Origin of the sequence: Salmonella sp. SA15303, assembly GCF_029962125.1 — a bacterium.
Taxonomy (GTDB): Bacteria; Pseudomonadota; Gammaproteobacteria; order Enterobacterales; family Enterobacteriaceae; genus Salmonella; species Salmonella enterica.
Map to the genome: position 1 here is coordinate 4,793,605 of NZ_CP123924.1, position 15,082 is coordinate 4,808,686.

The 15,082-nt window shown below is 53.2% G+C and carries 13 protein-coding genes; 5 read left to right on the forward strand and 8 right to left on the reverse strand.

Annotated elements, in window-relative coordinates:
• The first annotated feature begins 90 nt into the window (after positions 1 to 90).
• Together QEN31_RS23420 and mdtD are read left to right on the forward strand one after the other, a co-directional pair.
• Positions 91 to 795 carry a FadR/GntR family transcriptional regulator gene (locus QEN31_RS23420; RefSeq protein WP_001131148.1) on the forward strand — a complete coding sequence of 235 codons (705 nt, stop codon included), beginning with the start codon at positions 91 to 93 and terminating at the stop codon, positions 793 to 795.
• 11 nt (positions 796 to 806) lie between these two features.
• On the forward strand, positions 807 to 2,234 hold the full coding sequence (mdtD, locus tag QEN31_RS23425; protein WP_000202071.1) for a multidrug transporter subunit MdtD: 1,428 nt from the start codon (positions 807 to 809) through the stop codon (positions 2,232 to 2,234).
• On the opposite strand, the gene rbsR is transcribed toward mdtD, so the two are convergent.
• The 7 genes from rbsR to kup form a co-directional block, all read right to left on the reverse strand.
• Positions 2,200 to 3,198 (reverse strand): ribose operon transcriptional repressor RbsR, encoded by a 999-nt coding sequence (rbsR, locus tag QEN31_RS23430; protein WP_000224491.1) that lies wholly within the window; start codon positions 3,196 to 3,198, stop codon positions 2,200 to 2,202. The two genes, mdtD and rbsR, sit on opposite strands and share 35 nt — an antisense overlap.
• Positions 3,199 to 3,201: 3 nt before the next feature.
• Positions 3,202 to 4,131: a ribokinase gene (gene rbsK / locus QEN31_RS23435; RefSeq protein ID WP_000844728.1), complete on the reverse strand. Its 930-nt coding sequence runs from the start codon at positions 4,129 to 4,131 to the stop codon at positions 3,202 to 3,204.
• A gap of 133 nt (positions 4,132 to 4,264) precedes the next feature.
• Positions 4,265 to 5,155 carry a ribose ABC transporter substrate-binding protein RbsB gene (gene rbsB / locus QEN31_RS23440; RefSeq protein WP_001056260.1) on the reverse strand — a complete coding sequence of 297 codons (891 nt, stop codon included), beginning with the start codon at positions 5,153 to 5,155 and terminating at the stop codon, positions 4,265 to 4,267.
• 24 nt (positions 5,156 to 5,179) lie between these two features.
• Positions 5,180 to 6,145, reverse strand: a complete 966-nt coding sequence (gene rbsC / locus QEN31_RS23445) for a ribose ABC transporter permease (protein WP_000211345.1) — start codon at positions 6,143 to 6,145, stop codon at positions 5,180 to 5,182.
• Positions 6,146 to 6,150: 5 nt separating this feature from the next.
• The gene (gene rbsA / locus QEN31_RS23450; protein WP_000339359.1) at positions 6,151 to 7,656 is read right to left on the reverse strand and encodes a ribose ABC transporter ATP-binding protein RbsA; all 1,506 of its coding nucleotides are present in this window, start codon (positions 7,654 to 7,656) and stop codon (positions 6,151 to 6,153) included.
• Between the two features lie 7 nt (positions 7,657 to 7,663).
• A complete protein-coding gene (gene rbsD / locus QEN31_RS23455) occupies positions 7,664 to 8,083 on the reverse strand; it encodes a D-ribose pyranase (RefSeq protein WP_000715944.1) in 420 nt (139 codons plus the stop codon).
• 196 nt (positions 8,084 to 8,279) lie between these two features.
• Positions 8,280 to 10,148, reverse strand: a complete 1,869-nt coding sequence (gene kup, locus QEN31_RS23460; RefSeq protein WP_000102338.1) for a low affinity potassium transporter Kup — start codon at positions 10,146 to 10,148, stop codon at positions 8,280 to 8,282.
• A 347-nt stretch (positions 10,149 to 10,495) separates the two neighbouring features.
• On the opposite strand from kup, the gene ravA reads away from it, so the two are divergent.
• Both ravA and viaA read left to right on the forward strand, forming a co-directional pair.
• Positions 10,496 to 11,992, forward strand: a complete 1,497-nt coding sequence (gene ravA, locus QEN31_RS23465) for an ATPase RavA (protein WP_000940991.1) — start codon at positions 10,496 to 10,498, stop codon at positions 11,990 to 11,992.
• A complete protein-coding gene (gene viaA, locus QEN31_RS23470; protein ID WP_099949741.1) occupies positions 11,986 to 13,437 on the forward strand; it encodes an ATPase RavA stimulator ViaA in 1,452 nt (483 codons plus the stop codon). Before ravA ends, viaA begins: the two co-directional genes overlap by 7 nt.
• Positions 13,438 to 13,441: 4 nt before the next feature.
• Here the strand turns inward: viaA and asnA are convergent, their stop codons facing one another.
• A complete protein-coding gene (asnA, locus tag QEN31_RS23475; protein WP_000845121.1) occupies positions 13,442 to 14,434 on the reverse strand; it encodes an aspartate--ammonia ligase in 993 nt (330 codons plus the stop codon).
• Between the two features lie 150 nt (positions 14,435 to 14,584).
• Between asnA and asnC the strand changes: the two genes are divergently transcribed.
• Positions 14,585 to 15,043, forward strand: a complete 459-nt coding sequence (asnC, locus tag QEN31_RS23480) for a transcriptional regulator AsnC (protein ID WP_000433018.1) — start codon at positions 14,585 to 14,587, stop codon at positions 15,041 to 15,043.
• Positions 15,044 to 15,082 lie beyond the last annotated feature (39 nt).

Genomic DNA, 15,082 nt, shown 5'->3' on the forward strand with positions numbered 1-15,082 from the left:
ATAAAATAAGCAAATTGCCGTTATTGCAACTGCAATCACACTTCCAGGTGGCATACTAATAACCAAACGAAAGAGAAAGGAAGAACATTCATGCCTTTAAGCGCACAACAATTAGCCGCACAGAAAAATCTATCCTATGTTCTGGCTGAAAAGCTGGCGCAGCGGATATTAAAGGGTGACTACGCCCCCGGTACGATTCTTCCCGGCGAAATAGAACTGGGCGAGCAGTACGGCGTAAGTCGAACGGCAGTTCGCGAAGCGGTGAAAACGTTGACGGCTAAAGGTATGGTGCTACCTCGTCCGCGCATTGGTACGCGGGTGATGCCGCAGGGAAACTGGAACTTTCTGGATCAAGAGCTGCTGACCTGGTGGATGACGGAAGAAAATTTTCATCAGGTGGTAGAGCATTTTCTGGTGATGCGTATTAGCCTGGAGCCGCAAGCCTGCCTGCTGGCGGCGACTCTTGGCACACCGGAGCAGAAAGCGCGGCTTAATGCCTTAATGGAAGAGATGGTCGCGCTGAAAAAGCATTTTAAGCGTGAACGCTGGATTGAAGTGGATATGGCGTGGCACGAGCATATCTACGAAATGAGCGCCAATCCCTTTCTAATCTCTTTTGCGACGCTATTTCATTCGGTTTATCACACTTACTTTACCTCAATCACCTATAACGAGGTGGTAAAGCTGGATTTGCACCAGGCCATTGTTGATGCCATCGCTGATGGCGACGGCGAACGCGCTTTCCAGGCCTGCCAGGCGTTGTTAATAGCGCCCAATGAGAGACCAGATAATTAACAGGATATTGAATGACCAGCAAAAAAGCGCGCAGTATGGCTGGCCTGCCGTGGATCGCGGCGATGGCCTTCTTTATGCAGGCGCTAGACGCCACCATTTTGAATACCGCTTTACCGGCTATTGCGCATAGTCTTAACCGTTCACCACTCGCCATGCAGTCCGCTATTATCAGTTATACCCTGACAGTAGCTATGTTAATTCCGGTAAGCGGCTGGCTGGCTGACCGCTTTGGTACGCGTCGCGTTTTTATGGTTGCCGTAAGTCTGTTTACGTTAGGCTCGCTGGCCTGCGCGCTCTCCAGTTCACTATCTGAATTGGTTATTTTTCGCGTCGTACAAGGCGTCGGCGGAGCGATGATGATGCCAGTGGCGCGGCTGGCGTTATTGCGAGCCTATCCGCGTAGTGAGCTGCTGCCCGTTCTTAACTTTGTCACTATGCCGGGGCTGGTAGGTCCGATTCTGGGGCCGGTATTAGGCGGCGTACTGGTGACCTGGGCAAGCTGGCACTGGATCTTCCTGATTAATATTCCCATTGGTGTTGCAGGCATTCTGTATGCCCGCAAATATATGCCCAACTTCACCACGCCGCGTCGCAAGTTTGACATGACCGGCTTCTTTCTTTTTGGGTTAAGTCTGGTTTTATTTTCCAGCGGAATGGAACTGTTTGGCGAAAAGATTGTGGCGACATGGATCGCATCCGCCATTATTTTTTGCAGTATCGTTCTACTATTGGCCTATATCCGCCACGCCCGCCGTCATCCGACACCGTTAATATCACTATCGCTGTTTAAGACACGCACATTTTCCGTCGGTATTGCCGGCAACCTCGCCACGCGTCTGGGGACAGGCTGCGTACCTTTTTTGATGCCGTTAATGCTACAGGTTGGTTTTGGCTACCCGGCTCTGATCGCCGGCTGCATGATGGCGCCGACGGCTTTGGGTTCTATTATCGCGAAATCGACCGTAACGCAGGTTTTACGACGTTTGGGATACCGGAAGACTCTGGTCGGCATTACGGTATTTATCGGTCTGATGATTGCCCAGTTTTCGTTTCAATCTCCCGCCATGCCGATCTGGATGCTCGTGCTGCCGCTATTCATTCTTGGAATGGCGATGTCCACTCAATTTACGGCAATGAATACGATTACTCTTGCGGATCTGACGGACGATAATGCCAGCAGCGGCAACAGCGTTCTGGCGGTTACGCAGCAATTGTCTATCAGTTTAGGCGTGGCGATCAGCGCGGCGGTGTTACGTATTTATGAAGGTTTTGCGGGCACCAGTACCGTGGAACAGTTCCACTATACCTTTATCACGATGGGGGCGATCACTATCGTGTCCGCGCTGATGTTTATGCTGCTAAGAGCCAAAGACGGCAACAATCTGATTAAAGAACGGCATAAATCTAAACCGACCCACGCACCGTCAAAACCGGAGTAAGCTGAAGTCGCTGTTGTTGCAAGGCGGGCTGCGCCATCCGATGAATCAACACATCAATAGCCAGCTCGCCCAATTCATCTTTCGGCTGATGGATAGTCGTCAGCGGCGGCGTCATATAGCGCGCCAGCTCAATATCATCATAGCCAATGACTGCCATATCCTGCGGAATACGAAGCCCCGCCTGATATAGCGCCTGATAGGCGCCGACAGCCATCGCATCGTTTCCGGTAAAAACCGCTTGCGGTCGCTGTTGATGGGCGAGTAACGCCTGCATGGCGTCAAAGCCGCCGCCAAATTCAAAATCGCCGGTGATCTCATAGCCTTGCGGAATAGCCAGCCCTGCGCGTTTCATCGCCGCCCGATACCCTTCCAGCCGTAAACGCGCTGGCGTTTTGTCCAGCGGGCCGGTAATACAGGCTATTCGGGTAAATCCTTTATCGATAAGGTATTGGGTAGCAAGATCGCCGCCTAGCAACGAATTATCCTGAATGAGATCGCTATCGCCCTCACCATCAAACGGCGACCAGTCCATCATGACGGTAGGAATAGACGGATAACGCTCCATGATTTCACGAGAAGGCTGATGCGTTTCGGTACACAGCAGCAGTAAACCGTCTACCCGTTTTTGCATCAGCGTCTCCAGGTTGCGGTTCATCCGTTGCTCGTCGCCTTCGGTATTGCACAGCACCAGACTATAACCGCGCTCAAAACAGCTTCGCTCAACGCCGCGCACCAGTTCGGAATAAAAAGGGTTGGTACTGGCGGTAATTAGCATACCAATCGTGCGGGTCTGGTTTAACTTGAGGCTTCGCGCCAGCGCAGAAGGCGCATAGTTGAGCGATTTAATCGCCGCTTCAACTTTTTCGGTTATCGTCTCACTCACAAAGCGATCTTTGTTAATAACGTGAGAGACCGTCGATGTAGAGACTCCCGCCAGGCGGGCAACATCTTTCATAGTAGCCAAGCGTTACCCCTGCTGATGTAAAAACGCTTCTATCTCTTCGCGCCACGGAACGGAAGGTTGCGCGCCTTTACGCGTTACGGCAATCGCGGCGGCGGCATGGGCAAAGCGAATCGCTTCCGGCAACGGCGTCTCCTCCAGTATCGCGGTGATAAAGGCGCCGTTAAACGTATCTCCGGCAGCAATGGTATCGACAGCCTCAACGCTAAATCCAGGAACGCGGCGGCCCTCGCCGTCTACGCTGGCCCAGACGCCACGGCTTCCTAAGGTAATTAATACGGTTCGAATGCCTTTATCATGCAAAACCTGCGCAGCTTTCGCGGCATCGTCGTCATTTTCCACACGCACGCCCGTCAGCTTTTCAGCTTCCGTTTCATTTGGCGTGATGATGTCCACCAGCGCCAGCAGTTCATCCGGTAACTCACGGGCAGGCGCCGGATTAAGCGCAACAGTAGTATGATGTTGATGGGCGATTTTCGCCGCCGCCAGTACGCTTTCCAGCGGCGATTCCAGTTGCATCAGTAACGCATCCGCCTGCGCGATACGTTCACGCTGCGCATCAACCAACGCCGGCGATAACGCGGCATTCGCTCCGGCATGAATACCGATGACGTTCTCGCCTTCGCCATTAACGAAAATCAGCGCCACCCCGGTAGACTCGCCTTTAATAACGCTAACTGGCGCGATATCAATACGATCGCTGACTAATTGTTTACGAATACTGTCGCCAATATCGTCATCGCCCGTGCAGGCGATAAACGCAATATTTGCCCCGCTACGTCCCGCAGCAACCGCCTGATTCGCGCCTTTCCCACCAAACGCGACCTGATAATGGCTACCGGTTACCGTTTCACCCGGGGTAGGGAAGGACTCAAGATTAAGGATATGATCGGCATTAATGCTGCCAAGGACGATGAGATTACCTGCGGTTTTCATATTCGGGGTTCCACGTCAAAGTGCGCCACCGGTTAGGGTGGCGCGTGCCCTGCTTTTCTTTTTTTTACGTTCACCTCAGCGGAGGCTCGCGTATTTCTGTCGCCATCAGGCCATAGTTGACCCGTGTCGTTTATTACTGCTTGATGACCAGTTTCAGGTCAACCGGATATTTGGCCTGAACTTTTTCGCCTTTCAACACCTTATCCGCCACTTCAACGCCTTTGGCGCCGATTTGATCCGGTAACTGAGCGATAGTCGCTGCCAGTTTGCCATCTTTTACGGCCTTTTCGCCATCCGGCGTACCGTCAAATCCAACCACCATCACATCTGCTTTACCGGCAGTTTGCAGTGCGCGCAGTGCGCCCAGCGCCATTTCATCGTTCTGGGCGAAGACAGCCTGAACATCCGGATGCGCGGTTAGCAGGTTCTGCATGACGTTCAGACCCTTAGTACGGTCGAAATCAGCAGGCTGGCTGGCCAGGACATTAAATTTGTGGGCGGCTACCGCCTGCTGGAAACCTTCGCCACGCTCACGCGCCGCAGATGTTCCGGCAATGCCTTGCAACTCAATCACTTTGGCGCCTTCGCCAGCTTTTTTCGCGATATAGTCGCCAGCGATCTTACCGCCCAGCACGTTATCAGACGCGATATGGCTGACGACATCGCCTTTGGTTGCCTGGCGGTCAAGCGTGATAACCGGAATCTTCGCCTGGTTCGCCATCTTCACCGCGTTACCCACCGCATCGGAGTCAGTCGGGTTGATCAGCAGAATTTTGGTCCCGCGAACGGTTAAATCCTGCACGTTCGCCAGCTCTTTGGCAGGGTTGTTCTGGGAGTCCAGCACCACCAGGTTATAACCCAGTTTATCCGCCTCTTTTTGCGCCCCGTCTTTTAACGACACGAAGAAGGGATTATTGAGGGTAGAGATCACCAGCGCAATGGTGTCTTTCGCCATTGCATTCGCGCTCACGGTGGCGCTCAGCGCAACAGCAGATACCAGGGTAGCCAGTTTTTTCATGTTCATATTTCAGATGTCCTGTAGTCGTTGTTACTGCTTTTTGTTGTCTACCAGTACCGCCAGCAAAATCACCACCGCTTTGACGATCATCTGGTAATAGGAGGAAACACCTAACAAATTCAAACCATTATTAAGGAAGCCGAGAATCAATGCGCCGATCAATGTCCCAACAATGCGCCCTTTACCACCTGCAAGGCTGGTGCCGCCCAGCACCACGGCGGCAATAGCATCCAGCTCATAGCCGGTACCCGCCGTCGGCTGCGCGGAAGAGAGGCGCGCCACTTCAATGATGCCCGCCAGCGATGCTGTCAGGCCGCAAAGTGAATAGACGATAATTTTCACTTTGCTCACGCTAATGCCAGACAGACGCGTCGCCGCTTCGTTACCGCCCAGCGCGTAGATATAGCGTCCCAGACGAGTGTGATGCAGCATATACCAGGCGGCGATAAAGACGATAGCCATGATCCAGACCGGCGTAGGAACGCCCAGCGGACGACCGATACCGAACCAGCCAAACAGATCGGCGTTATCGGTAAAGCCGGTGTTGACCGGGCTACCGTCGGTGTAAACCATCGTCACGCCACGCAGTAGCAGCATCATCACCAGCGTAGCGATAAACGCCTGTACGCGGCCCTTCGCGACGATAACGCCAGTGACGGCGCCAATCGCAGCGCCCAGCGCCAGCGCGGCGGCAACCGCGACCAGCGCATTCACTTCAACGCCGACGATTGAAGCGGCAACCGCACCGGTGAGCGCCAGCAGGGAACCGACGGACAGATCGATCCCCGATGTCAGAATCACCAACGTCATCCCCACCGCCATAATGGCGTTAACGGAGGTCTGTTGAAGAATATTGAACAGATTATTAACGGTAAAAAAGTTGGGGCTCAACGTCGAAACAATCGCGATCAACACCAGCAGGGCAATGAGCGACTTCTGCTCAAGAAGCCACGCTTTAGTGAAATAACGGCGACCAGAAACAGCCTGGGTTGTCATCTTTTTTACTCCTGATTCACGCGATTAAGCTTGCCCACTGCGGCAGCCATTAACACTTCCTGGGTGGCCTGCTCGCGAGTAAATTCACCGCTGAGATGCCCTTCATGCATGACGATGATGCGATCGCTCATGCCTAATACTTCTGGCATCTCAGATGAGACCAGAATGATGCTCAGGCCGTCGGCCTTAAACTGGTTGATAAGCTGGTAAATCTCTTTCTTGGCGCCGACGTCCACGCCGCGGGTCGGCTCGTCGAGAATGAGCACTTTCGGGCGCGTCATCAACCCGCGGGCAATCGCCACTTTTTGCTGATTACCACCGGAAAGCAGGCCTATCGCCTGTTCCATTGAAGGCGTCTTGACGTTGAACAGACGGATAAAATCCCCCACCGCCTGCTGCTCATCTTTGTGTTTCAGGCTTCCGCCAGCGCGGCTGAAATAGTCCAGCGCCGTCAGCGACATATTCTCTTTAACTGACATGCCGAGCACCAGTCCATCGCGCTTACGGTCTTCAGAGATATAAACGATGCCATTGGCCAGCCCGTCCTGCGGAGAGCGCGTCACCACTTCGTGTCCATCGAGCGTCACATAACCGCTGGTTCGCGGCATCGCGCCGTACAATACTTTCATCAGCTCGGTGCGACCGGCGCCCATCAGGCCGGAGATGCCAAGAATCTCGCCTTTTCGCAGCACAAAAGAGACATCATTCACGCCCGGTCCGCACAGATTATCGACCTTGAGGCGAATCTCACCCGGCGCGTTATCCAGATGCGGGTACTGATCTTCCAGCTTACGTCCCACCATCATTTCGATAAGAGAATCTTCGGTCAACGTGGCCACTTCACGCTCGGCGATAAATTGCCCATCGCGGAAGACCGTCACGTCATCGCAAATTTCGAAGATCTCTTTCATACGGTGGGAGATATAGACAATGCCGCGCCCCTGCGATTTTAATTCGCGGATAACGCGGAACAGAGAGTCGGTTTCAGTGTCGGTCAGCGCATCGGTCGGTTCATCCATAATGATGACTTTGGATTCGAAGCTCAGCACTTTGGCGATTTCCACCATTTGCTGATCGCCGATAGAGAGTTCGCCCACCAGCTTATCGCTCTTAAAACGCAGATTGAGTTTGGCTAAGAGGTGGTCGGCTTCGGCATACATCTTTTTCCAGTCGATTTTGCCAAAGCGATTCACAAACTCACGGCCCAGGAAGATGTTTTCCGCAATGGTCAACTGCGGGATCAGGTTCAGTTCCTGATGAATAATGCCGATCCCGGCTTCCTGAGACGATTTAGGCCCATTAAAGGTGGTCTCTTTACCCAGCCATAACAACGATCCCGCATCTCGCGTATAGATGCCGGTTAATACTTTCATCATGGTGGATTTTCCGGCGCCGTTTTCCCCCACCAGCGCCATAACGCGGCCAGGATAAACGTTTAACGCGGCGCCGGAGAGAGCCTTCACGCCGGGGAACGCTTTATCGATCCCTTTGAGTTGCAGTAATGCGTCCATAGCGGCCTCAGAAAGTGACGCCAGCGCAAAGAATGACGTTCGCATACGGGGAACACTCCCCGCTGCGAATCACCGCCTGACTGTCTGCAGTCAATTTTTTGAATTGTTCGTGTGTCGTATAACTAATTTTTATGGTGTTTCCCTGGTGTTGCTGCAGTTGCTCAAGGTGAGTGAGCAACGTTTCGTGGAGCTGCGGATTCTGTTGTTTGATTTCCGTTGCAAGAATCGCCGCCTCAACCTGCATTTCCCGGGTCACGACATCCACCACCTGCATAAAAGAAGGTACGCCCTGGGTTAGTGCCATATCGATACGCGCGGTGCTATTCGGGATGGGTAAACCCGCATCACAGACTACCAGAGTATCAGTATGCCCCAGACGGGAAATGACCGACGAGATTTCAGAGTTGAGTACGGTGCCTTTCTTCATTTTTCTGCTCCACTAGCGAAACGTTTCGCTGGCCGCAGTGTAACCCCGGATGTGTTCATAAAACCATCATGACGTAACAGAATTGTGATCGCCGTCGAAACGTTTCGCTAGCGGAAATCAGGCGATTATCTTGTGGGAATCTACGGATTGGCCAGGCCGGGTAACCCAACGCGGCCCCCGGCATGTTGATGGGAGGTTAAATCTCGACCTGCGTACCTAACTCAATCACGCGGTTAGGCGGGATCTCGAACTGATCCGGCGCGCGCAGGGCGTTGCGTTGCAACAACAAATACAGCTTGCCACGCAGACGCAAATACCACGGGCGTTTGCCGACAATCAACGACTCGTGCGACATAAAGAACGACGTTTCCATCATCCGACAGCTAAGGCCTTCCAGACCGCAGCGGTGGAACACCTCTTCAACGTTTGGCGTTTCGCGCCAGCCGTAGCTGGCCACCACGCGCCAGAATGTCGGAGACAACTGCTCAATCTGCACCCGGCGAACGTTATGCACATAAGGCGCATCTTCCGTACGCAACGTCAGTAAGATTACGCGCTCATGCAACACTTTGTTGTGCTTCAGGTTATGCAATAAAGCAAAAGGGATCACACTGAGCGCGCGCGACATGTATACGGCAGTACCCGGCACCCGAACCGGCGGTGACTTCTCCAGTGAAGCAATCATCGCTTCCAGCGAATTACCGTGTTCATGCATACGACGCAACAGACGGAAACGCTCGCTCTTCCAGGTGGTCATGATCGTGAACATGATCAGACCCAGGCTCAGCGGCAGCCAACCGCCGGACAACAATTTATCGAGGTTAGCCGAGAACAGCGGGATATCCACGCACAGGAATGCGATGAGGATCAGCGCGACAAAATATTTGTTCCAGTGCCAGTTCTTACGCGCCACGGTCGTAGAAAGAATAGACGTCAGCACCATCGTGCCGGTCACGGCGATACCATAGGCCGCCGCCAGGTTGCTGGAGTGCTCAAAGCTAACAATAACAACCACGACCGCGAAATAAAGCAGCCAGTTAACGAAAGGGATATAGATCTGACCGGACTCCATCTCGGAGGTATGGATAATGCGCATTGGCGACAAATAGCCAAGACGCACGGCCTGACGCGTCAGCGAAAAGACGCCGGAAATGACCGCCTGGGAGGCGATCACCGTCGCCAGCGCGGCCAGAATCAGCAGCGGAATTAACGCCCAGTCCGGCGCCAACAGGAAGAAGGGGTTTTTAATCGCTTCCGGATGCTTAAGTAGCAATGCGCCCTGACCAAAGTAGTTCAGTACTAACGACGGCAATACCACGGTAAACCACGCCAGGCGAATCGGGAACTTACCGAAGTGTCCCATATCGGCGTACAACGCCTCTACGCCGGTAATCGACAGCACCACCGCGCCCAACGCAATAAATGATACGGTTTTATATTCAAGGAAAAAACGTACCGCCCAGACAGGATTCAGCGCATGTAACACTTCGGGATTGGCGATAATACTGCGCAGGCCAAGTACCGCCAGGATTAAAAACCAGGTCAGCATGATCGGCGCAAAGAGTTTCCCTACCATTCCCGTACCGTGCTTCTGAATCATAAACAACAGAGTCAGCACAATAATGGAGAGCGGGACAATCCAGGTATCCAGCTGCGGCGCGACAATCTCCAGGCCTTCAATCGCCGACATCACCGAAATCGCCGGCGTAATCACCACTTCGCCATAGAAAAAGCTGCCGCCTATCAGTCCCATGATAACTAACATGGATGTGGTGCGCGCCGAGGTATTACGCCCGGCAAGCGACATCAGCGTCAAAATTCCACCTTCACCCGCGTTATCGGCGCGCATCACGAAGGTGAGATATTTGATGGAAACCACAAAGATGAGTAGCCAGAAGATCAGCGACAGAAAACCAAATACGGCATCTCGTTCAACGCCAAAACCAAACTGACCGGACAAACATTCACGAAGCGTATAAAGCGGGCTGGTACCAATATCACCGTAGACAACCCCAATAGCTGCGAGGGTAATCGCAGGCAACGATTGCTTATTATCAGTGCTCATAGACTCATCTTTCGTTTATACACGTCACCCTTCACCCTACCTCCTTGTCGGCTGCATTCGCTTACCCCAGTCACACGTTTAAGTCAGTGCCAGGGGATTCACTCCTTTGCCGCCTTGATGTAGTTTGAATGAATGAGTGTATAGATATGAAATGTGTGCTTAGTCCCTTGGCCCACAAAAAAGCGCACAGTATGCACGATTAATCATAAAATCGTACCCCTAAATGAAGCCAGATTAACCTGGCTCAAAGAAAAATAAACAGCGCGTCAGACGATTACAGCCCCGGTGGTGAAACGTCTATACTCGCAATTAGCATGATCCATTTGTCGAAAGGACGCCTCTTTATTATGGCTCACCCACATTTATTAGCGGAAAGAATTTCCCGTCTGAGCAGCGCCCTTGAGAAGGGGCTGTATGAACGTAGTCATGCCATACGCCTTTGCCTACTGGCGGCGTTAAGCGGTGAGAGCGTCTTTTTGTTGGGCCCGCCCGGTATCGCCAAGAGTCTGATTGCCCGCCGCCTGAAGTTTGCTTTCCAGCGCGCCCGCGCTTTTGAATATCTGATGACACGCTTTTCCACGCCGGAAGAGGTTTTTGGCCCGCTCTCTATTCAGGCGCTGAAAGATGAAGGTCGCTATGAACGCTTAACGACCGGCTACCTTCCCGAAGCCGAAATCGTTTTTCTGGATGAAATCTGGAAAGCCGGGCCAGCTATCCTGAACACATTGCTGACCGCCATTAACGAACGCCATTTCCGCAACGGCGCATTTGAGGAAAAAATTCCGATGCGGCTGCTGGTGGCGGCCTCTAACGAACTGCCCGAAGCGGACAGCAGCCTGGAAGCGTTGTACGACCGAATGTTGATTCGCCTGTGGCTGGATAAAGTTCAGGATAAAGCCAATTTCCGCTCCATGCTGGTCAGTCAGCAGGATGAAAGTGATAACCCGGTACCTGCCTCGTTACAGGTTAGCGACGAAGAATATCAACAGTGGCAAAAGGATATCGGCGCGATTTCACTCCCTGATCCGGTCTTTGAGCTGATATTTACTCTGCGCCAACAGCTGGATAATTTGCCGAATGCGCCTTATGTCTCCGACCGTCGCTGGAAGAAAGCCATCCGCCTGTTACAGGCCAGCGCCTTCTTTAGCGGACGCGACGCGGTTGCGCCGATTGACCTTATCCTGCTAAAAGATTGCTTGTGGTATGACGCGCAGAGTCTGAATCTCATGCAACAGCAACTGGAAATATTGATGACCGGACACGCCTGGCAGCAGCAGGCCATGCTGACTCGCCTCGGCGGTATCGTCCAGCGTCGCCTTCAGTTGCAGCAACAGCAAAGCGATAAAACCGCCTTCACCGTCATTAAAGAAGGCGGTATGTTCAGCCGTCGCCCGCATTACACTTTACCGCCGGAAGCCAGTGCGTCAACGTTGACGTTATTGCTACAAAAACCGCTCAAATTGCATGATATGGAAGTGATCCATATTACCTTTGACCGCAGCGCGCTGGAACTTTGGCTGACCAAAGGCGGCGAGATCCGCGGCAAACTGAACGGGATCGGCTTTGCCCAAACGCTGAATATGGAAGTCGATAACGCTCAACATCTGGTGGTGCGCGACATCAGTCTACAAGGTACCCGTCTGGCGTTACCGGGAACGGCTGAAGACAGTATGCCTGCGGAGATCAAACAGCAGCTGGAAACGTTAGAAAACGACTGGCGCCAGCAGCATACCCGCTTCAGCGAACAGCAACATTGCCTGTTTATTCACAGCGACTGGTTAGGGCGCATTGAGGCCAGCCTGCAGGATGTAGGAGAACAGATCCGCCAGGCGAAACAATGCTGACGCTGGATACGCTAAATACCATGCTGGCCGTCAGCGAAGAGGGAATGGTCGAAGAGATGATCCTCGCGCTACTGGCTTCCCCACAACTGGTCATTTTCTTTGAAAAGTTTCCGCGTTTAAAAAACGCCGTGACCGCCGATCTCCCGCGCTGGCGGGAAGCGCTACGCAGCCGTCTTAAAGACGCACGCGTTCCGCCGGAACTCACGGAAGAGGTCATGTGTTATCAGCAAAGCCAACTTCTCTCTACCCCACAGTTCATCGTGCAACTGCCGCAAATACTGGCGTTGCTTCACCGCCTGCATTCACCGTATGCCGCGCAGGCGAAGCAGTTGACGGAGAGCAACAGTACCTTTACCCCTGCGCTACACACGCTTTTTTTGCAACGCTGGCGGTTAAGTCTGGTCGTGCAGGCCACCACGTTAAACCAACAACTACTGGAAGAAGAGCGCGAGCAGTTGCTGAGTGACGTTCAGGAACGGATGACGCTGAGCGGGCAACTGGAACCGACGCTGGCGGAAAATGATAATGCCGCAGGCCGCCTGTGGGATATGAGCGCGGGCCAGCTTAAACGTGGTGATTATCAACTGATCGTAAAATACGGCGAATTTCTCGCCGCCCAGCCGGAGCTAATGCAACTGGCGGAACAACTGGGACGTTCGCGGGAAGCCAAATCGGTACCGAAAAAAGACGCGCCGATGGAAACCTTTCGTACACTGGTACGCGAACCCGCAACGGTGCTGGAGCAGGTTGACGGTATTCAGCAAGGCGATGATATTCTGCGCCTGTTGCCGCCAGAGCTGGCGACGCTCGGCATCACCGAGCTGGAATATGAATTTTACCGCCGGTTAGTGGAAAAACAGCTCCTCACCTATCGCCTGCATGGCGAAGCGTGGCGTGAGAAAGTGACCGAACGGCCGGTAGTACACCAGGATGTCGACGAGCAGCCGCGCGGACCGTTTATTGTCTGCGTCGATACTTCAGGCTCGATGGGAGGATTTAACGAGCAGTGCGCAAAAGCGTTCTGCCTGGCGTTGATGCGCGTTGCGCTGGCGGATAACCGCCGCTGCTTTATTATGCTGTTTTCCACTGACGTTGTGCGCTATGAACTCTCCGGCCCGGAAGGTATCGAGCAGGCCATCCGCTTTTTAAGTCAACGTTTTCGCGGCGGCACGGATATCGCCAGCTGTTTTCGCGCCATTATTGAAAGAATGCAGGGACGGGAATGGTTTGATGCCGATGCGGTGGTCATTTCGGATTTTATCGCCCAGCGCTTGCCGGATGACGTGGTGAGCAAAGTGGGAGAGTTGCAGCGTCTTCACCAGCATCGATTCCATGCGGTGGCGATGTCGGCGCACGGCAAACCCGGCATCATGCGCATTTTCGATCATATCTGGCGCTTTGACACCGGGATGCGAAGCCGCCTGCTGAGACGCTGGCGGCGCTAACGGCTTATAAAATAGCAGGAATGCTTTCGCGAACCTGCGCGGGCCATACGCCGCACTGTACCTGACCAATATGCGGCAATTGCAGCAGCAACATCGTCAGACGCGACTGCCCAATCCCGCCGCCGATGGTCTGCGGCATTTCGCCGCGCAGCAGCGCCTGATGCCACTCCAGTTGCAGACGATCTTCATCACCGGTCAACGCCAGCTGGCGCATCAGCGTATCGGCATCTACGCGGATACCCATAGAGGAAAGCTCAAACGCATCTTCCAGCACCGGGTTCCACACCAGGATATCGCCGTTCAGACCGGCGTAGCCCAGCTCAGATGCGGAGCTCCAGTCATCATAATCCGGCGCGCGTACATCATGGCGGTGGCCATCGCTCAGTTTACCGCCGATCCCCACCAGGAAAACGGCGCCAAGTTCTTTGGCGATCGCGCGTTCGCGCCCTTTCGCATCCAGATCCGGGAAACGCGCCAGCAGTTCCTGACTGTGAACAAACTGAATTTGCTCTGGCAGGAACGGCGCCAGACCAAACTGTTTATGCACTTCTGCTTCCGTCGCCTTAATTCCTGCCCATATAGCCTCTACTGTGCTTTTCAGGGTGGAAAATTGGCGCTCGCCATCGCCCATGACACGCTCCCAGTCCCACTGATCCACATAGACCGAGTGGAGCGGAGAGAGTCGGTCTTCATCGGGGCGAAGGGCTTTCATGTGCGTGTACAGCCCTTCGCCCGCGCTGAAGTCATGTTGCCCCAGGGTTTGACGTTTCCACTTCGCCAGTGAATGCACCACTTCGAACTGGGCGTCAGGCAATGCTTTCACTTTTACCTGCACCGCTTTTTCACAGCCGGACAAATTATCCTGCGTACCATCCCCTACGCGACTCAGGATCGGCGCCTGGACCTCAATCAGACCCAGACGCTCCTCCAGCTGGCGAGAGAAATGTGATTTCACGAAGCTAATTTGACGTTGTTTGGCAATGTAAGCGGTTTTCATTTTTTTACTCCTGCGTCCTGTTGCCTATGATTAAGCAACAAAACGAGAGCACTATTCAATAATCAACAGATAAAAAGCTAACTTCGGTTTTGATTCGTTAAAAATAATGGCTAAAATAGAGATAATCATTAATCTGCATAAGAAAAAGCGATGGAAAATTATCAGATCGACAATCTGGACCGCGGCATACTTGACGCCTTAATGGGAAATGCCCGCACCGCCTACGCCGAACTGGCCAAACAATTTGGCGTTAGCCCTGGAACCATTCACGTTCGCGTCGAGAAAATGAAGCAGGCCGGGATCATTACGGGCGCACGGATTGACGTCAGCCCTAAACAACTGGGCTACGATGTGGGCTGCTTTATTGGCATCATCCTCAAAAGCGCCAAAGACTATCCCTCCGCACTGGCCCGGCTGGAAAGCCTGGATGAGGTGACGGAAGCGTATTACACCACCGGTCACTACAGCATCTTTATAAAAGTGATGTGCAAATCAATCGACGCGCTTCAGCACGTACTTATCAACAAGATCCAAACAATTGATGAAATTCAGTCCACTGAGACACTGATCGTCTTGCAGAACCCGATCATGCGCACCATCAAGCCATGATCGGCTTTTTTAATCCCACATTTTTCCACAGGTAGATCC